The sequence below is a fragment of the Thermocaproicibacter melissae genome (assembly GCF_024498295.1).
Lineage (GTDB): Bacteria > Bacillota > Clostridia > Oscillospirales > Acutalibacteraceae > Thermocaproicibacter > Thermocaproicibacter melissae.
Genome location: NZ_CP101827.1, coordinates 1,115,389 through 1,131,778, shown reverse-complemented (window position 1 = coordinate 1,131,778; position 16,390 = coordinate 1,115,389). Strand labels below are relative to the sequence as shown.

The following is a 16,390-nucleotide window of genomic DNA, read 5'->3' as shown; positions in this document are numbered from 1 at the left end:
GCTTCCATGCAGATTACGAAAATTTCCGGCGGTCCGCTGCCGACAAACTGTTATTTGCTCAAGGATGACGAAACTGGGAAATCCGCCGTCATTGACCCCGGCTTCGAGAGTGAGGAGCTTTCCGAGCTTGTGCGGAAGGATGGAAATGTGGAGGCCATTCTCCTGACGCACGGGCACTTTGACCATATTTCCGGTGTCCGCAAGATTTGGGAGGAGACGAATGCAAAAATCTACCTTCCCACGGACGAACAGCTTTTTGTAACCGATGGTTCCTTGAACCTTGCCGGTATGTTCTTCGGTGAGTCGGTACCTCCATTCCATGTGGATGTTCCGCTCAGCGACGGCCAAACGGTAAACGTCGGAAAACTTGAAGTCAAGGTATTGATGACGCCGGGCCATACGGCGGGAAGCTGCTGCTTTCTTGTAGAAGACGCAATCTTTTCCGGAGACACGTTAATGAAGCTGAGCTGCGGCCGCACGGATTTTCCGACGGGAAACTATTCTCAGCTTCTGAATTCTCTGCACCGCCTAGGGGAACTGCCCGGCGATTACCGCGTTTTCCCGGGACACGGCTCTGCGACGACGCTTGACTACGAGCGCCGCAATAATTCCTACATGGGGATTCGATGAAATGACACTAATTATTGACGGGCATCCATTTCATTATGAAATGGAAAACCTCTGCCGCCTGTTTTGCCCGCAGGAAAAGATTGTTGTATTGGAGAATGCAGAGGAACCGAAAGAAGACGGCTTGTGTGTTTACACCGGTCTGAAAAAGTGCGACGACGGAAGTTTTTTGCTCACGGTGCGTCTGGTTATCGGTGATTCCTCGAAAGGCAAAGCAGCGCTGCTGCCTGCCGGGGCGCAGGAAGAGGAGCAGAAGCTCCGTATGTCCGTGACGCTTTGGAAGCTGTTCTCGGAGCAGTTCGGCTTCCGCCCGAGCTGGGGAATCCTTACCGGAATTCGCCCGGTGAAATTATTCGGCAAATTTGCGGCGGAGCGCGGAACCGAAGAAGCTGTAAAGTATTTCCAAGAGGAATTCCTTGTTTCCAAGGAAAAAACGGAGCTGGCGCGTACAACTTGGAAGAATGAAGAAAAGATTCTCTCCCTTGCGCGCCCAGACGGCTTCAGCCTTTACATTTCGATTCCGTTTTGTCCCACGCGCTGTGCCTACTGTTCGTTTGTTTCTTCTTCGGTGGAAAAAACATTTCACTTGATTCCGAAATATGTAGAGCTCCTGTGCGAAGAGATCCGCCGTACCGCGCAGGTTGCGAACCGGCTTCGCCTGCGTCTGCAGACGGTCTACTTCGGCGGCGGCACGCCCACGGCGCTTTCTGCCGACCAGCTTGCAGCGCTGATTTCCGCCGTTCGGGAGAGCTTCGACCTTTCGGATTGCCGGGAGTTCACGGTGGAAGCGGGCCGGCCGGACACGATAACTCCCGATAAGCTCGATGCCATGAAACGCGGCGGCGTTTCACGCATCAGCATCAATCCTCAGACGCTCAATGACGAAGTCCTTCAGGCCATCGGAAGAAAGCACACGGCGGCACAAACACTCTCAGCTTTTGCCTTGGCAAGGGAGCACGGGTTCAATAACATCAATATGGACTTGATTGCCGGCCTGCCAAAGGACACGCCCGAGAGTTTCCGCAGCACGATGGAACGCGTGCTGGAGCTTTCTCCCGAAAGCATTACGGTGCACACCCTTGCTTTGAAGCGGGCTGCGCGCCTGAACCAAGAAGGAAAATCGGGAAATGCAGATGCAGCGGAGCAAATGCTCACCTTTGCGTACGATGCGCTGATGCAAACCGGTTACCGGCCATATTATCTCTACCGTCAAAGCCGCATGGTCGGCAACCTCGAAAACACGGGGTGGGCGAAACCCGGCTTTGAGAATCTGTACAATGTTTTCATCATGGAAGAGTGCCAGTCCATTTTAGCCTGCGGGGCCGGCGCCGTCACGAAGCTCAGAGACCCCGACACCGACAGAATCGAGCGGGTTTTCAACTTCAAGTATCCTTATGAATATATTGACCGATATGAGGAAATTTTAGGCCGGAAAGAGCGGGTGATTGAATTCTATGAAAGAACCGACCCCAAAAAAGACCGCTGAATATGTTGCATACCGTAACCAAGTAGAAGAAATCAACCGTTTGATAAAAGAGGACCCAGCCTCTTTTGTGGATGCTGCCGAGGCCGACTATCAGACGAACATCGAAAGCATCGCCGCAGAAATCGCAGCGGAAAATCCCGCTTGCCGCCTCGTTATGATTGCCGGGCCCTCCAGCAGCGGCAAAACGACGACGGCGCATATGCTGAAAAAAGCGCTTGAGAAGGCCGGCGTCGGCTGTGAAAGTGTTTCCTTGGATGATTTTTACCTCGGCGCGGACATTGCCCCGCTTCTTCCGAACGGAGAGCGCGATTATGAAGCTTTGGAAGCTCTTGATGTGCCGGAGATTCAAAAATGTCTCTATGAGCTGGTGAAGAACAATCGCTGCGACATGCCCGTGTTCGACTTTGAACACCACGTTCCCTTCCCGTACCGCAGGCATGTCGAGCTGAAGGACAGAGAGGTTGCCGTTGTGGAGGGAATCCACGCGCTGAACCCGAAACTCATCAGCCTCTTGCCGGAGTATCGCGTTCATCGAATCTATATCAGCGTCAAGCAGGGCGTTTACAGCAATGAGGGCAATATTCTAGGGCCGAACGATGTCCGACTTGTGCGCCGCCTTGTGCGCGATTATCACTTCCGCGGCACCGAGCCGCAGACGACGCTTTCCATGTGGCCCAATGTCATGCGCGGCGAGTATCAATATATCAAACCGTTCCGCAAGGATGCGAATACCACCATCAATTCGTTTCATGACTACGAGCTGAATGTTCTGGTAAAACCGGCGCTCCAATTGCTTTCCACAGTACCGCCGGAATCCCCTGAATATCCGACGGCGGTGCGTTTGAAAAAGGCCCTCTCCTACTTTGAACCGCTTTCGCCGGAGTTTGTCCCAGAGTCCTCCATGATCCGAGAATTTATCGGCGGGGGAAATATGGAATAGCTGTTGCATTTTTTGCCCGCTCTGTGATATACTGTGTTATAATTATAATCTAATATTATGTTCAGCTGTGAAAGGAGCAGATTGCTGTGAGTATGCTGGATGATATAATTATCAACGCCAAGTCTGCAGCCGATGCTGTGAGTAAGACAGCTACGAAGTTGGTCGATATTTCCAAGCTCAGAATCAGTGCTGCCGATCTGAATGCGGAAATTAACCGCAGGTACGAATCGCTTGGGCGCACGGTGTATACAGGGCGCAAAGCTGGCAGCGTCTCGGAACAAGAAGTCTCCGAAGCGATTGCAGCAATTGACGACCTGAAAGAGCAGCTGGCAGCAGTGAATGCACAGCTTTCGTCAGCTCGTAAGAAGACAGTTTGCAGTGTTTGCGGCCATGAAAACGATGCGGATGATATCTTCTGCGGAAAATGCGGCCACCGGCTTTCCGGGGAAGAACCGAAAGATGAGTCCGGGGAATAACGGGAAATGGCATTTTACGAAGAAGGGGAGGGAAGCCTCTCCTTTTCTTTTTTGATTTACGCTTCAGAGGCAATGAAAACGGCTGCTTGTGCATAAAAATTATGACAGCAAACCTCTAAAACATATAGGATAGAACGGATGTGTCGCGATGGAACAGCAAAAAAAACAAAAGGTGCATCGCCAGAGCTTCCTGCATGGTGCTCTGATACTCGTTGTTGCACTCGTCATAGTAAAAATTATCGGTGCGATTTATAAAATACCGCTTTCGTGGGTCATTACCTCCCTCGGATATGGTTACTATCAAAATGCCTATTCGGTATACAGCCCGATGTTCAGCATCGCAACGGCAGGTTTCCCAGTTGCGATTTCTCGCATGGTTTCTGAAAATTATTACCACGGTCGCTACCGCGACATTCGCCAGATTCACCGTGCATCGGTAAGAATATTTCTGATTCTGGGTGTTCTATCCCTGACCCTGATGCTTCTCCTTTCGGAACCGTACACGCGTTTCGTGCTGCGCGGCAATGAGCAGGTTGCCTTGCCGGCAATCTACGCGGTTACTCCTGCGGTGTTCTTCGCAAGCATGATGTCGATTTACCGCGGCTATTATGAAGGCCTCAGGAACATGACGCCCACAGCGATTTCGGAAGTCATCGAAGCCATCAGCAGGCTTGTGTTCGGCTTGTCCGCGGCAATTTTGATTGTCAACTCCGGCCTCAAGGAATATGCCCAATACGGAACCGTCTACGGCATCAAAAAAGCAAATGAAACATATGCCAAAATAGCCACACTCCCGTACGCGGCGGCCGGTGCAATTTTCGGTGTCACGCTCGGAGGCTTCTTCGGGTTCCTGTACCTGTTCCTTTACCATAAGAAAAACGGCGACGGCATTACGCGCGAGATGCTTCTGAGCTCGCCGCGCCCAATACCTATGAAGATCACCATTTCGCGCCTTGTACGCACCGCAATTCCGGTTGCGCTCGGTTCCCTTGCCATTAACCTTTCGTCTTTTGTTGACGGCATGCTGCTTCAGAGCCGTATCGGCGACTTATTAAAGACAAACGCGGATACCCTTTTGAATATGTATTCCTCTTTGATTCCGCAGGAGTATGCCTCCACGGACAAGATGGCGTCCTTTTTGTACGGATGCTTCGGCAACGCCACAAATCTTTTCATGCTCGTTCCGGCGATTACACAGGCATTTGGCGTTAGCGCGCTGCCGAGCGTTACGGAAGCGTGGACGGAAGGCAACCCGAAGCATATCCGCCGCAGCATGGAGTCCGTTATGAGAATCGTAACGCTGATTACGATTCCGAGCGGTATCGGCCTTTCTGTGTTTTCAATGCCGATTGCCGCACTCATTTACCCCGGCCGTGACCAGGGGACACAAATCATCGGGCGGATTCTTGTAATTCTCGGCCTTGCGTCGACTTTCGCGGCTACGAGCACCCCAATCAACAGTATGCTTCAGGCGGTCGGCAGAGTCGATATTCCGGTGAAGCTGCTCGGAGTCGGCCTTGTTATCAAAATCATTACGAACTATACCCTCGTGGGAATCCCCGAAGTCAATATTCTCGGAGCCGGAACCGGATCGCTTCTGTGCTACCTCATTGCAACGGTTTTGGAGCTCTATTTCCTGTTCCGCGTGACGAAGATCCGCATGAATTATTTTGCGATTTTCTTTAAGCCTCTGCTCGCGTCTTTGCTGAGCATCGGATTTTCCTATTTGATCTTCCGCGCTGTGTCTGTGTTTATCTCGGAGAAGATTGCAGTCTGCTTTGCGATGGTTCTCGCGGTGGTTTTATACGCCGTTTGTGTGCTGTGGTTCCGAATTTTAAGTAAACACGACATTTCTATGCTTCCAAAAGGACAAAAAATCGTGAAAATACTTGAAAATCATAATTGGATAAGGTAAAATAGGAGCAGTTTTAGGGAATTACTGACGTGGAGGCTGCATAGCTTTGCGGTTTGAACGGAAAAACAAATATACAATGGATGATTTGCTCCAAATCATGACGATTCTCCGTTCACCGGAAGGATGCCCTTGGGACCGCGAGCAAACCCACAAAACAATTCGGAATAATCTGATTGAAGAAACGTACGAAGCTGTAGAAGCAATTGATAAGGAAGATTCCGAATTGCTAGAGGAAGAGTTGGGTGACGTTTTACTTCAGGTTGTTTTTCATTCTCAACTGGAAAAGGAAAACGGCAACTTCGATTTTTCCGATGTGGTTGATGGCGTGGCCAAAAAGATGATTGAGCGACATCCCCACGTTTTTGGCAATGTTACTGTTCAAAACAGCAGCGAAGTCCTTAAAAATTGGGATGCCATTAAGAGACGCACCAAAGGTCGCAAAACCGTTTCTCAGGTTCTTGAAGGCGTTTCCCCCGCACTGCCCGCACTGATGCGTTCGCAGAAAATTGGAAAGAAAATTTTGCAAGCGGATGGGAAAACTCCTGATAAGGCGGTTAGTCTTTCTGAGTTGGAAGAAGCAGTGCAAAACGTCTCACAGCTTCCGGAAACGGCGGAGGAAAGCGAAAAAATGCAGACGATTGGAAAACTTCTCTTTTCTGCTGTGTCGCTTTCCGAGGCGCTTGGTGTTGAGGCCGAACAGACACTTGCACAGTATTGCGATTCTATTGTTGCAAGCTACCAGAAAGCAGATAAATGATTTTCCGTCATACCACGCCACAAGGGTGTGGTTGATACAAAATTCTCAGCGTCAGCTGTTGAATAATAAAATTACGGAGGTCAAAAACTATGAATAAAACCGAACTGATTTCTATTGTCGCTGACGAGGCCGGCATTTCCAAAAAGGATGCTGACAAAGCGGTTAACGCCTTCCTCAATAAGGTTGTTGAGACTGTTGCCAAGAACGAAAAAGTTCAAATTGTCGGTTTCGGCACATTTGAGCTTCATAACCGCAGCGAGCGTCAGGGCCGCGATCCGCGCACGAATAAGCCGATTACTATTCCTGCAACTCGTGTACCGGCGTTCAAAGCTGGCAAAGCGTTCAAGACCGCTGTTGCAAAATAAAATTCTTGTAAATTAAATTTGGGGCTGCAGCAAAGCTTTGCTTTGTTACAGCCCTCTTATCATTTTTTCTGAAATCTTGAACTTGGGAGAAACCTATGAGACTGGATAAATACCTGAAAGTATCGCGCTTAATCAAACGCAGAACCGTTGCCAACGAAGCCTGCGACGCCGGGCGCGTTTCTGTCAACGGAAAGCCTGCACGCGCTTCTTACGATGTGAAGCCGGGCGACGTGATTGAAATCGCGCTGGGGGCAAAAAACATCCGCGCAAAAGTTTTGAGCGTGGATGAGTACGCTTCCAAAGCGGATGCATCTTCCCTCTACGAGATCCTTTCTGACGAATAAAGTATATGTCCCACCGCGTCTGCATAAGAATGATACAGACACAATGCGGGAGGGACTTCCATGAGCGAACAGAAATCCGCGCAAACTGCTGGGCAGCAGAAAAACGGAAAGATGCCTCACAGCCTGATTCTGGAGAACCGCAGAACGCTGACAGCAACGGGAGTGTCCAATGTTGACAGCTTCAACGATGAGACGGTTGTTGCCATTACAGATCTTGGCGACCTTACCGTGCACGGAAGCAACCTACATATCGACAAGCTGAACCTGGAAACCGGAGAATTAACGCTTGACGGCGACATCACCTCTATGACATACACGGAAAACCGTTCCTCCGGGGGAGGCGTTTTTTCCAGGCTTTTCAAATAGGGGAGTGAGACAGTTTGAATCTGACTCTCACATCTCAGCTTGTCGGTTTTCTCATCTTTTTTGCGACTGGTGCGGTGGCCGGTGCAGCCTATGACATTCTCCGCATTTGGCGGGCAATGTTCCGTTCAGAGCGCCGCACCGTTTTTTTTCAGGACTTTTTCTACATGGTCCTCCTCGCATATTTCACGTTCCTCGTGAATCTTGCGGTGAATTACGGTGAACTTCGGCTTTATCTCTTTGCGGGCGAGACGCTCGGATGGTTCGTTTGGCACTGGACGGTCGGCCGTGTGACGGTCGGCCTCTTCCGCAGGCTTTTTGACTTTCTCTACCGCAAGTTTTTTGACCCGGCATCGGCATGGCTTCGTCGCACTTCGGGAAAATTATTACGAAAAGCAAAGAAATGTGCGAAATCGGGGCAAAAGCGGCTTCAAAGTTGGAAAAATAGCTTGAAACATCACTGTTCGGTAGTGTATAATCAACGTAAAGCGAAACGGAAAAGTAAAAAACGCAAGGCAAGAAAAAGAGGCGTGCGCCATGATGAAGCTGATCAAAGGTCAAAAACCTCGGAAAAGCATTTTGCTGCGCGTCGCAATCGTCGCCTTCGCAATTTACGCCATCATGCTCCTCGTGCAGCAGCAGGCGGAGATCAACGCGAAAAAGCAAGAGCTCGCTTCCGTGGAACAACAAATCAAAATTCAAGAAATCAAAAACGATGATCTCAGAAATGCATTGGGTTCAGGGCAGAGCGATTATATTGAAAAAGCTGCCCGCGAGTCGTTGGGCTACTCGAAACCCGGAGAGCGCGTTTTTGTTAATATAGCCGGAAAATAAACATTCCTGACTGAGGAGGAAAATACTTATTTATGCAGCTTGAGGTTGGAGCGATTCTTGAGGGGAAAGTAACAGGCATCACAAAGTTCGGGGCTTTTGTGGAACTTCCTGGCGGCAAAACGGGAATGGTGCACATCTCAGAGGTGGCATCCACTTTCGTGAAGGAAATCCGCGATTATGTGACAGAAAATCAGGTCATCAAGGTCAAAGTCCTTGCCATTAACCCGGACGGGAAGATCAGCCTTTCGATGAAAAGGGTGAATGAAGCTCCCCAAAGCGGCAAAGTGTCTGCTCAGCACAGCAGCGGCAGACCGGGCAATTTCGAGTGGCAGGCCGGTCGGCGCAACGAGCCTACAAGTTTTGAGGACATGATGGCAAAGTTTAAGCAGACAAGCGATGAGAAAATGTCTGACCTCAAGCGCTGTATGGAGGCAAAGAGGGGCGGCTTTTCAAGACGTGGGGGTTCTACACGGTAATGACATAATGATTCGGATTTGTTCCGTTGAGCGGAGTGCTTGCACTCCGCCTTTTGTTATACCGGAGAATTTTATGCCTGTTATCAATGCTGAAAACATGCCATAGCGAAAAGCGGGGACAAGCCTGTTTCCGGATTTACCCGCACACGGAATACCACTTTGAAAGAAGGAGCAAAAAGTCATGTCACTTAGAGAAATCCGTGCGGAGCAGATTACAGAAGAAGTGAAAAGACTCTGCATCGAAGCCAATAAAGAACTGCCGGAAGATTTGGAGCAGGTCATCCGTGCAGCGGAAAAGACGGAAACCTCAAAAATCGGCAAATCCATTCTCGCTGACCTCGGTGCGAATATGGATGCGGCACGGGAACTCAATCTGCCCGTCTGCCAAGATACGGGTATGGCGGTCGTGTTTGCCGACATCGGCCAAGATGTTCATATTACCGGAGGCGCGTTTGAAGACGCTGTCAACAAGGGCGTGCGGCGCGGATATCTGGATGGCCTCCTTCGTCTCTCGGTTGTAGCCGATCCCATCCGAAGGGGCAACACGGGCGACAACACCCCTGCGGTGATTCATACCCGCATTGTCCCCGGCGACAGAATTGCGCTCACCGTTGCGCCAAAGGGCTTTGGCAGCGAAAATATGAGCCGCCTGAAGATGTTTACCCCTGCCGCGTCGCAAGATGACTTGATTGAGTTTGTCGCAGAAACGGTGAAGCTCGCGGGCGGCCGTCCCTGCCCGCCTGTGGTGATTGGCGTAGGAATCGGCGGAGATTTTGAGCTGTGTGCGCTTCTCGCAAAGAAAGCACTCTGCCGGCCTGTCTCGCAGCGCAATGCAGACCCGTTTTATGCGGAACTGGAAGAACGCATGCTGCGCCGCGTAAATGAGCTCAATGTGGGACCGCAGGGCTTCGGCGGAAGCACTACGGCTCTTGCCGTGAATATCGAGCAGTATGCCACACACATTGCCGGGCTCCCGATTGCGGTCAATATGGGTTGCCATGTAACACGGCATAAATCTGTATTAATTTAATCATGGAGTCTTTATTGGTTATCATAATTATGGTATGATGAAAGTAGCAGGGAGCTGTGTTTCCCACTGGAAAGAAGGGGGTTTACGGCATGAAACTTACTTTCATCGGAAGAAAGGTTAACCTGAAAGATAATTTCAAGGAACTTGCAGCCAAGAAATTGTCCCGTTTCGACCGTCTTTTCGGCGATGATGCAGAAGCGAAAGTCGTGGTTACAGTGGAGAAAAACCACCAGACCGTCGAAATAACCATCTTTTCCCGGGGAATGATATACCGCGCCGAAGCTCGCGCAAATGAAATGAATGTTGCTCTCGATGAAGTCATTGCTTCCTTGGGCAGTCAAATCCGAAGAAATAAAAAGCGCTTGAACAAGAAATTCAGCTCTGCTGAACTGCTGATTCCCGAAAGCGATTCTTCGGAGGAAGATTATGAGGAGAACAGCTTTCAAATTGTTCGCAGAAAGCGCTTTGCCGTGAAGCCGATGAGTGTGGATGAGGCAATTCTGCAGATGGAACTTCTGGACCATCAATTCTTTATGTTCCGCAACGAAGAAACCGGAGACATCAGCGTTGTGTACCGCCGGAGAGGCGGCGGTTACGGCCTGCTGGAACCGGAACCGGCTTAAGAAACTTATGATTGTGCGGGGCTGCGCAAAGCAGCCCCTTTTTTTGAATCAAAGGAGAAGAGGACGTAATGAGTGATTTTCAGCTTGTTTGTCCCTGCCTGTTTGGGCTTGAGGGACCTTTGGCGGATGAACTGCGGAAAATGGGCGCTGAAAATGTCGCACCCCAGAACGGCCGTGTCGTTTTTGACGGTTCCGACGAAATGATTGCGCGCGCCAATATCTGCAGCCGCTATGCCGAGCGCGTGCAAATCTTAATGGCGACTTTCCCGGCACGGAGTTTTGAGGAACTGTTCCAAGGCGTCAGAAATCTGCCGTGGGAGCGCTGGATCGGCAAAACCGATGCTTTCCCAGTCAACGGTTCCTGCCTCAATTCGCAGCTTGCCAGCGTTCCGGACTGCCAGTCCATCATCAAAAAAGCGGTCGTGGAAAGGCTGAAAAGCAAATACTCCGTCAACTGGTTTGAGGAGACAGGCCTTCCGCGCAAAATTCATTTTCTGATTCTGAAAGACATGGTCAGCCTCATGATTGACACGAGCGGCCCGGGTTTGCACAAACGCGGGTACCGCGCCAACGCCACGGAAGCGCCGATTCGTGAGACACTTGCCGCGGCAATGGTTTATTTCTCGCGCGTTCGTCACGACGCGAATTTCATAGATCCGTTCTGCGGCTCCGGCACTCTTCTGATTGAAGCAGCATTGACAGCGCTGAATATTGCGCCGGGCGTTTCGCGCCGGTTTGATGCAGAGGGGTGGAACACCATCGACAGCGGAGTTTGGAAAAAGGAACGCGAGCGTGCCCGTTCCCTCGAAATGCACGATACCGGTTTTATCGCCAAAGGGTACGACATTGACCCCGCGGCGGTAGCACTTGCGGCGGAAAACGCGCAGAAAGCAGGAGTTTCCGGCTGCGTACACGTTGAAAGACGCGATATTGCAGATTTCCGCGAAGAAGGAGATTTCGGCTGCGTTATCTGTAATCCGCCATACGGAGAGCGCCTGCTTGACCTTCGCGCAGCCGAGGAGATTTACCGTACAATGGGTAAGGTGTTTGTTCCGCGCCGCGGTTGGAGCTACTCCTTCATCACACCGGATGAAACCTTTGAAAAATGTTTCGGAAGAAGGGCCGCAAAACGCAGAAAACTTTATAATGGAATGATTCGCTGCCAATACTATATGTATTTCAAAGAAAAGAACGAGCAGGAAAAATGAGCGGAACAGCGACAGAACGGCATTTTTTATTTGTAAAAAAATTATTAACTTCCCGATTTTCATAGAAAAACTCTTGATTTTTCAGAGGGAAGTCGATAAAATATATGTTAGCACTCGGGAACATTGAGTGCTAACAAATCGTTAATTTTCAAGGAGGATATATTATGACGATCAAACCATTGCTTGACAGAGTCCTGATCAAAATGGAAGAAGCGGAAGAAACAACAAAAGGTGGCGTTATTCTTGCCAGCTCCGCCAAAGAGAAACCGCAGATCGCAGACGTGATCGAGGTTGGCCCGGGCGGCCTTGTTGATGGCAAAGAGGTCAAGATGTATGTCAAAAAGGGCGATCGTGTCATCACCAGCAAATACGCTGGAACAGAAGTTAAGATTGACGGCGAAGAATACACACTTGTCCGTCAGAGCGACATTCTTGCAGTTGTGGAGTAATTGCATAGCTTAAAATACTGAGAAAAATTTTGGAGGAATAGATTATGGCGAAACAGATCAAATATGGCGAAGATGCGAGAAAAGCACTTCTTAGCGGCGTTAATCAGCTTGCCGATACCGTTAAAATTACACTCGGACCGAAGGGTCGTAACGTCGTTCTCGACAAAAAATATGGCGCACCGCTCATCACCAATGACGGTGTAACCATTGCAAAGGAAATCGAACTCGACGATCCGTTTGAGAACATGGGTGCTCAGCTCGTCAAGGAAGTTGCCACAAAGACGAACGATGTGGCTGGCGACGGTACCACCACCGCAACCCTCCTTGCACAGTGCCTCATTCGCGAAGGCATGAAGAACGTTGCTGCCGGTGCTAACCCGATGGAGATTCACAAGGGCATTCAGGCTGCTGTTGATGTAGCAGTTGAGACCCTGAAGAAGAACTCCAAGAAGGTTTCCGGCCCGGACGACATTGCCCGTGTTGCTTCGATTTCTGCTTCCAATGACTTTATCGGCAAACTGATTTCGGAAGCAATGCAGAAGGTTACTTCCGACGGCGTTATCACCGTGGAAGAATCCAAGACTGCTGAAACCTATTCCGAAGTTGTTGAAGGTATGATGTTTGACCGCGGCTATGTTACTCCTTACATGGTCACGGATACCGAGAAGATGGAAGCCGTCATTGACGATGCCTCCATTCTGATTACGGACAAAAAGATTTCTAACATTCAGGAAATCTTACCGCTCCTCGAGAAGATTGTTCAGGCCGGCAAGAAGCTCCTCATCATCGCAGAAGATGTTGAAGGTGAAGCACTCAGCACTCTGATCCTGAACAAACTCCGCGGCACCTTCACTTGCGTTGCTGTTAAGGCTCCGGGCTTCGGTGACAGACGCAAAGAAATGCTTCAGGATATTGCTATTCTCACTGGCGGTCAGGTTATCTCCTCTGAACTTGGCCTTGAACTGAAAGAGACAACTCTTGATCAGCTCGGCCATGCACGTCAGGTCAAGGTTGACAAAGAAAACACCATTATTGTTGACGGCTCCGGTGACAAGAAAGCAATTGCTGACCGTGTTGCTCAGATTCGCGCTCAGATTGAAAAAACAACTTCCGATTTCGACAAAGAGAAGCTCCAGGAGCGCCTTGCAAAGCTGTCCGGCGGCGTAGCAGTCATCAAAGTCGGCGCTGCAACAGAAGTCGAAATGAAAGAGAAGAAGCTCCGCGTGGAAGACGCCCTTTCTGCTACGAAAGCTGCTGTTGAAGAAGGCATTGTAGCGGGCGGCGGCGTTGCTCTCATCAACACCATTCCGGCTGTCCAAGCCCTTGTTGACAAATCCGAAGGCGACGTAAAGACCGGTGCAAAGATTGTTCTCCGCGCACTGGAAGAGCCGGTTCGTCAGATTGCTTACAATGCTGGCCTCGAAGGCTCCATCATCATCGACGCCATCAAGAAGTCCGGCAAGATCGGCTACGGCTACGACTTTGCGAACAACAAGTATGGCGACATGATTTCCTTAGGCATCGTAGACCCGACCAAGGTAACTCGTTCCGCACTGCAGAACGCTGCCTCTGTCGCTTCTATGGTTCTCACCACCGAATCCCTTGTTGCTGACAAGAAAGAGCCTGCTCAGAATAATGCAGCTGCTGGCGGCGACATGGGCGGTGCGTATTAATCATCGTCATTCCCTCCAGATTACTGGAAACAAAACAAGGCAGGCGCCAATTGGCGTCTGCCTTGTTTTTGTGCCTTACGCACGGACGTCTATGTCCGACATCCGCGCGAAAACGCGGTTGCGGAACTCCTCATAGGAGCAGCACCCGTTCAGCATGGCAAGCTGTTCGTCGTCCGGCAAGGAAAGGAAAAACTTCTTTGCCTTTTTTTCCTGCTCTGTGAGTTCCGAGGGGAAGGGAAATTCTTGGTATCCGGAATAATCCATTGCAGTTCACCTCTGCGTTATGCTATGCAGGCTTTTTTCACTTCATACAAAAAATAGAAAAAATTTAGAAACAGCGTTTGAAATTGCCTTCTTCGGGCAACATAATGCAAAGAGGTGATGCAATGGCGTCTTATATTGATCCAAGTATGCGCAGCCGGTTCGAGTCGCTGTCCATTGACTTGAAAAACGCCATTCTCGAGAAGAATGTCCAAATCAAGAATCTGCAGGACTTGATCCAATGCCTCCAATCCATCGTCGATGACACGTAAAAAGAGCTGCACTCCGACTTAATTTCCGTCGGAGCGCAGCTCTTTTTTGGCAGATGCAGGCTTTAGCCCGGAATCATTTCCTCATATTTTGCAGCCAGCCAATTGATGGCTTCCTGCCGCCCGTTTTCGTCCATGGGGAAGCTGTGCCGGTCTTCTATTGTGCTTTTTTCATAGCAGAAAGGCCCGTACCAGACCTCCACCAGAATGACTCTGCGCGGAGGGTCACTATCTGCGCCTTCTTCCGCTTCTTGGGCAGGAGACAGCTTGTAGCGGAATTCCTTTTCGCCGTCATTGTTTACACTGCCGGTGAAAACACAACCGTTCTGGAAGAACAGCAGCTCCGGAATGAAATACTGAGCGTGCCAGTCAATCGCTTTTCTCAATGGTTCAAATCCTCCCTGCGTATAGCCCGGAAAAAACCCGCCTCCGTTTCCGAAGGCGGGGAGGTTTCCTTTAACGGTTTATTCTTTCGGAACAACAAAGTCTGAGCCGATTTTCAGCTTTGCCGCTTCAATAATCAGTCGGATGCAGTTTTCGTCCCCGAGGCGTTCACTGTTTAAGCACAAGTCAAAGTTCGACGGAACATTCCATTCCTGACCGGTGTAGTACCGATAAAAGTCTTCGCGGTATTTGTCCGTTTTCGCAACAAAAGCCTCGGCTTCTTTTTCGGAAAGGTCGTTGTACTCCATGGTGGCCTTTACGCAAAACTCACGCGAAGCCTGAATGTTGACGGTGAGGACGTTCGGATAATCACGGAAAATAAAGTCGGCAGCGCGGCCCATTACCACAAAGGACTCGCGTTCCAGCAGGCTCCTTAGTACCTTTGCTTGGTAATTGTAAAGGTTCTCGTCAGAAATAAAGCCGTTTTGTTCTGGAGTGAGTACATTGCCCACGCGGTTTTTCCGAAGATTTTTGAACAACAGCGGTTTTGTCAGGCGTTCGTCTGCCTCGCCGAACAATTCTTCGTTAATTCCGCTTTCAATGGAGGCAAGCTGCAGCAGCTCGCGGTCAACAAAATCAATGTTCAACCTGTCGGCAAGTTTTTGCCCGATTCTGCGTCCGCCGCTTCCGTAGCCGCGTGCGATGGTAATTGCATAATGGCTCATACTAATCCACTCCTGTTCCCGAAATCGCCCGACTAGTTGTAAATATCTTACGAATATTATTATATAACAACGAATAAAATTGTCAATAATTTACGAAGATATTTCCGCTTGCAGGAAAAAGGCTTATGCTTTGGGGAGCGCCTCGTACTTTGCCCTCAGGTAGTCGGCAATTTCTTTCACACCGGCAGGAGTCTGGCCTTTCTTGAGGCTGACTTCAAATACAGGCGCCTGAGAAATTGCGCGCAGACCCTTGTTGAAGTTTTCGGTGTCGAAGCCCACAGCTTCCTTGAGGTCGCATTTCGTCAGCACAACAGCGTCAGCATAGCTAAACATCGGAACATATTTGAACGGCTTGTCGTCGCCTTCCGGAACGCTTGCTGCGAGCAGACGCACGTTTTCGCCCAAGTCAAATTCTGCCGGGCAGATCAGGTTGCCAACATTCTCAATGAAGACAATGGCGTCACGCAGGTCGATTTTCTCGGCGCCGTCGCGGATAACGCGCGAATCGAGATGACATTCGCCGCAGGTGTTAATCTGCGAGGAACGGATTCCCTGCTTCTCAAGATTTTCCGCGTCGATGGAGGATGCGATGTCGCCTTCAATAACGCCGACCGAAATCGGGGCAAGCTCCTTTGCAAGCGCCGAAATCAGTGTGGTTTTTCCGGATCCAGGGGAACCCATCAGGTTGACGGCAAGAATATGCCTTCCGGAAAAATAGGCTCTGTTTTCTTCTGCAAGCTTCTCGTTCGCTTCCAGAAGTTCTTTCATGATTATAACTTCCATGTGTAAACTCCTTTTCTCAATCGTACTTCGGCGGTGGTGTCAGTTTCCGTCGAAAGATTTAATATAAAATTCCGTTCCAGTACCTTTAATAAGAACGGAGCTCCCGCCGCAGGCGGGGCAGTCGAAACTTTTTTCGTGCGGAAATTCGGTTCCGCATACAGTGCATTTCAGCATGGCAGGGCGGTGCTCAAAGACGAGCTTTGCATTTGCGCAGGGTGTGTCCTTTGCCGCCACTTCAAAATACATCTGTACGGATTCATCCACAACGGAAGAAAGCTCACCGATGACAAGCGTGATTTTCGTTATCTCGTGGAATCCGTGCTTTTTGGCTTCGTCCTTCATCACGCGGATAATGTCAAGGACGATGGGAAGTTCGTGCATCTGGTACGCTCCGTTTCTGTT

The 16,390-nt window shown here is 50.0% G+C and carries 23 protein-coding genes; 18 read left to right on the top strand and 5 right to left on the bottom strand.

All coding sequences use genetic code 11. The features are described 5' to 3' along the window. Window positions 1-6: 6 nt before the first annotated feature. The 17 genes from NOG13_RS05620 to groL all read left to right on the top strand — a co-directional run bounded on the left by NOG13_RS05620 (window position 7) and on the right by groL (window position 13,566). Window positions 7-630, top strand: coding sequence for an MBL fold metallo-hydrolase (locus NOG13_RS05620; RefSeq protein ID WP_283109601.1), 624 nt, complete (start codon window positions 7-9; stop codon window positions 628-630). Between the two features lies 1 nt (window position 631). Continuing rightward, a complete protein-coding gene (gene hemZ / locus NOG13_RS05615; protein WP_283109600.1) occupies window positions 632-2,113 on the top strand; it encodes a coproporphyrinogen dehydrogenase HemZ in 1,482 nt (493 codons plus the stop codon). Then, on the top strand, window positions 2,082-3,053 hold the full coding sequence (locus tag NOG13_RS05610) for a uridine kinase family protein (RefSeq protein ID WP_283109599.1): 972 nt from the start codon (window positions 2,082-2,084) through the stop codon (window positions 3,051-3,053). The genes hemZ and NOG13_RS05610 overlap by 32 nt, the downstream gene beginning before the upstream one ends. Window positions 3,054-3,145: 92 nt before the next feature. After that, a complete protein-coding gene (locus tag NOG13_RS05605; RefSeq protein WP_283111163.1) occupies window positions 3,146-3,529 on the top strand; it encodes a zinc ribbon domain-containing protein in 384 nt (127 codons plus the stop codon). 148 nt (window positions 3,530-3,677) lie between these two features. Then, window positions 3,678-5,444, top strand: a complete 1,767-nt coding sequence (locus NOG13_RS05600; RefSeq protein ID WP_283109598.1) for a putative polysaccharide biosynthesis protein — start codon at window positions 3,678-3,680, stop codon at window positions 5,442-5,444. A 46-nt stretch (window positions 5,445-5,490) separates the two neighbouring features. Beyond that, window positions 5,491-6,201 carry a nucleoside triphosphate pyrophosphohydrolase gene (gene mazG, locus NOG13_RS05595; RefSeq protein WP_283109597.1) on the top strand — a complete coding sequence of 237 codons (711 nt, stop codon included), beginning with the start codon at window positions 5,491-5,493 and terminating at the stop codon, window positions 6,199-6,201. A gap of 89 nt (window positions 6,202-6,290) precedes the next feature. After that, window positions 6,291-6,566, top strand: a complete 276-nt coding sequence (locus tag NOG13_RS05590) for an HU family DNA-binding protein (protein WP_283109596.1) — start codon at window positions 6,291-6,293, stop codon at window positions 6,564-6,566. A gap of 95 nt (window positions 6,567-6,661) precedes the next feature. Beyond that, complete coding sequence (locus NOG13_RS05585) at window positions 6,662-6,910, top strand: RNA-binding S4 domain-containing protein (protein WP_283109595.1); 249 nt, start codon at window positions 6,662-6,664, stop codon at window positions 6,908-6,910. Between the two features lie 60 nt (window positions 6,911-6,970). Further along, window positions 6,971-7,276, top strand: a complete 306-nt coding sequence (yabP, locus tag NOG13_RS05580; RefSeq protein WP_283109594.1) for a sporulation protein YabP — start codon at window positions 6,971-6,973, stop codon at window positions 7,274-7,276. A 14-nt stretch (window positions 7,277-7,290) separates the two neighbouring features. Beyond that, a complete protein-coding gene (gene yabQ, locus NOG13_RS05575) occupies window positions 7,291-7,992 on the top strand; it encodes a spore cortex biosynthesis protein YabQ (RefSeq protein ID WP_283109593.1) in 702 nt (233 codons plus the stop codon). Then, window positions 7,895-8,107, top strand: a complete 213-nt coding sequence (locus tag NOG13_RS05570; RefSeq protein ID WP_283109592.1) for an FtsB family cell division protein — start codon at window positions 7,895-7,897, stop codon at window positions 8,105-8,107. Before yabQ ends, NOG13_RS05570 begins: the two co-directional genes overlap by 98 nt. A 32-nt stretch (window positions 8,108-8,139) precedes the next feature. Next, on the top strand, window positions 8,140-8,583 hold the full coding sequence (locus NOG13_RS05565; protein WP_283109591.1) for a S1 RNA-binding domain-containing protein: 444 nt from the start codon (window positions 8,140-8,142) through the stop codon (window positions 8,581-8,583). A 181-nt stretch (window positions 8,584-8,764) separates the two neighbouring features. Beyond that, complete coding sequence (locus tag NOG13_RS05560) at window positions 8,765-9,613, top strand: fumarate hydratase (RefSeq protein WP_283109590.1); 849 nt, start codon at window positions 8,765-8,767, stop codon at window positions 9,611-9,613. A gap of 89 nt (window positions 9,614-9,702) precedes the next feature. Next, entirely contained in the window at window positions 9,703-10,236 is a 534-nt protein-coding gene (gene hpf, locus NOG13_RS05555) for a ribosome hibernation-promoting factor, HPF/YfiA family (RefSeq protein WP_283109589.1), read from the top strand. A gap of 68 nt (window positions 10,237-10,304) precedes the next feature. After that, window positions 10,305-11,444 (top strand): THUMP domain-containing class I SAM-dependent RNA methyltransferase, encoded by a 1,140-nt coding sequence (locus NOG13_RS05550; RefSeq protein WP_283109588.1) that lies wholly within the window; start codon window positions 10,305-10,307, stop codon window positions 11,442-11,444. A 164-nt stretch (window positions 11,445-11,608) separates the two neighbouring features. Beyond that, window positions 11,609-11,893 carry a co-chaperone GroES gene (locus tag NOG13_RS05545; RefSeq protein ID WP_283109587.1) on the top strand — a complete coding sequence of 95 codons (285 nt, stop codon included), beginning with the start codon at window positions 11,609-11,611 and terminating at the stop codon, window positions 11,891-11,893. 44 nt (window positions 11,894-11,937) lie between these two features. Next, a complete protein-coding gene (gene groL, locus NOG13_RS05540) occupies window positions 11,938-13,566 on the top strand; it encodes a chaperonin GroEL (RefSeq protein WP_283109586.1) in 1,629 nt (542 codons plus the stop codon). A gap of 75 nt (window positions 13,567-13,641) precedes the next feature. Here the strand turns inward: groL and NOG13_RS05535 are convergent, their stop codons facing one another. Further along, window positions 13,642-13,830: a hypothetical protein gene (locus NOG13_RS05535; RefSeq protein ID WP_283109585.1), complete on the bottom strand. Its 189-nt coding sequence runs from the start codon at window positions 13,828-13,830 to the stop codon at window positions 13,642-13,644. Window positions 13,831-13,952: 122 nt separating this feature from the next. Here NOG13_RS05535 and NOG13_RS05530 point away from each other — a divergent pair, with 122 nt between their 5' ends. Continuing rightward, window positions 13,953-14,099 carry a molecular chaperone GroEL gene (locus NOG13_RS05530; protein ID WP_283109584.1) on the top strand — a complete coding sequence of 49 codons (147 nt, stop codon included), beginning with the start codon at window positions 13,953-13,955 and terminating at the stop codon, window positions 14,097-14,099. 62 nt (window positions 14,100-14,161) lie between these two features. Here NOG13_RS05530 and NOG13_RS05525 read toward each other — a convergent pair whose 3' ends face one another. The 4 genes from NOG13_RS05525 to NOG13_RS05510 form a co-directional block, all read right to left on the bottom strand. Further along, window positions 14,162-14,482, bottom strand: coding sequence for a hypothetical protein (locus NOG13_RS05525; RefSeq protein ID WP_283109583.1), 321 nt, complete (start codon window positions 14,480-14,482; stop codon window positions 14,162-14,164). Between the two features lie 78 nt (window positions 14,483-14,560). After that, window positions 14,561-15,205 carry a cytidylate kinase-like family protein gene (locus tag NOG13_RS05520; protein WP_283109582.1) on the bottom strand — a complete coding sequence of 215 codons (645 nt, stop codon included), beginning with the start codon at window positions 15,203-15,205 and terminating at the stop codon, window positions 14,561-14,563. 123 nt (window positions 15,206-15,328) lie between these two features. After that, window positions 15,329-15,988 carry a hydrogenase nickel incorporation protein HypB gene (hypB, locus tag NOG13_RS05515; RefSeq protein ID WP_283109581.1) on the bottom strand — a complete coding sequence of 220 codons (660 nt, stop codon included), beginning with the start codon at window positions 15,986-15,988 and terminating at the stop codon, window positions 15,329-15,331. A gap of 39 nt (window positions 15,989-16,027) precedes the next feature. Further along, entirely contained in the window at window positions 16,028-16,369 is a 342-nt protein-coding gene (locus NOG13_RS05510; protein ID WP_283109580.1) for a hydrogenase maturation nickel metallochaperone HypA/HybF, read from the bottom strand. Window positions 16,370-16,390: the final 21 nt, after the last annotated feature.

Bases quoted from the DNA above. Each gene is read 5' to 3' on its own strand.
- NOG13_RS05620 (WP_283109601.1), top strand. From the start codon at position 7: ATGCAGATTACGAAAATTTCCGGCGGTCCGCTGCCGACAAACTGTTAT.
- hemZ (WP_283109600.1), top strand. From the start codon at position 632: ATGACACTAATTATTGACGGGCATCCATTTCATTATGAAATGGAAAAC.
- NOG13_RS05610 (WP_283109599.1), top strand. From the start codon at position 2,082: ATGAAAGAACCGACCCCAAAAAAGACCGCTGAATATGTTGCATACCGT.
- NOG13_RS05605 (WP_283111163.1), top strand. From the start codon at position 3,146: ATGCTGGATGATATAATTATCAACGCCAAGTCTGCAGCCGATGCTGTG.
- NOG13_RS05600 (WP_283109598.1), top strand. From the start codon at position 3,678: ATGGAACAGCAAAAAAAACAAAAGGTGCATCGCCAGAGCTTCCTGCAT.
- NOG13_RS05590 (WP_283109596.1), top strand. From the start codon at position 6,291: ATGAATAAAACCGAACTGATTTCTATTGTCGCTGACGAGGCCGGCATT.
- NOG13_RS05585 (WP_283109595.1), top strand. From the start codon at position 6,662: ATGAGACTGGATAAATACCTGAAAGTATCGCGCTTAATCAAACGCAGA.
- yabP (WP_283109594.1), top strand. From the start codon at position 6,971: ATGAGCGAACAGAAATCCGCGCAAACTGCTGGGCAGCAGAAAAACGGA.
- NOG13_RS05570 (WP_283109592.1), top strand. From the start codon at position 7,895: ATGCTCCTCGTGCAGCAGCAGGCGGAGATCAACGCGAAAAAGCAAGAG.
- NOG13_RS05565 (WP_283109591.1), top strand. From the start codon at position 8,140: ATGCAGCTTGAGGTTGGAGCGATTCTTGAGGGGAAAGTAACAGGCATC.
- NOG13_RS05560 (WP_283109590.1), top strand. From the start codon at position 8,765: ATGTCACTTAGAGAAATCCGTGCGGAGCAGATTACAGAAGAAGTGAAA.
- hpf (WP_283109589.1), top strand. From the start codon at position 9,703: ATGAAACTTACTTTCATCGGAAGAAAGGTTAACCTGAAAGATAATTTC.
- NOG13_RS05550 (WP_283109588.1), top strand. From the start codon at position 10,305: ATGAGTGATTTTCAGCTTGTTTGTCCCTGCCTGTTTGGGCTTGAGGGA.
- NOG13_RS05545 (WP_283109587.1), top strand. From the start codon at position 11,609: ATGACGATCAAACCATTGCTTGACAGAGTCCTGATCAAAATGGAAGAA.
- groL (WP_283109586.1), top strand. From the start codon at position 11,938: ATGGCGAAACAGATCAAATATGGCGAAGATGCGAGAAAAGCACTTCTT.
- NOG13_RS05535 (WP_283109585.1), bottom strand. From the start codon at position 13,830: ATGGATTATTCCGGATACCAAGAATTTCCCTTCCCCTCGGAACTCACA.
- NOG13_RS05530 (WP_283109584.1), top strand. From the start codon at position 13,953: ATGGCGTCTTATATTGATCCAAGTATGCGCAGCCGGTTCGAGTCGCTG.
- NOG13_RS05520 (WP_283109582.1), bottom strand. From the start codon at position 15,205: ATGAGCCATTATGCAATTACCATCGCACGCGGCTACGGAAGCGGCGGA.
- hypB (WP_283109581.1), bottom strand. From the start codon at position 15,988: ATGGAAGTTATAATCATGAAAGAACTTCTGGAAGCGAACGAGAAGCTT.
- NOG13_RS05510 (WP_283109580.1), bottom strand. From the start codon at position 16,369: ATGCACGAACTTCCCATCGTCCTTGACATTATCCGCGTGATGAAGGAC.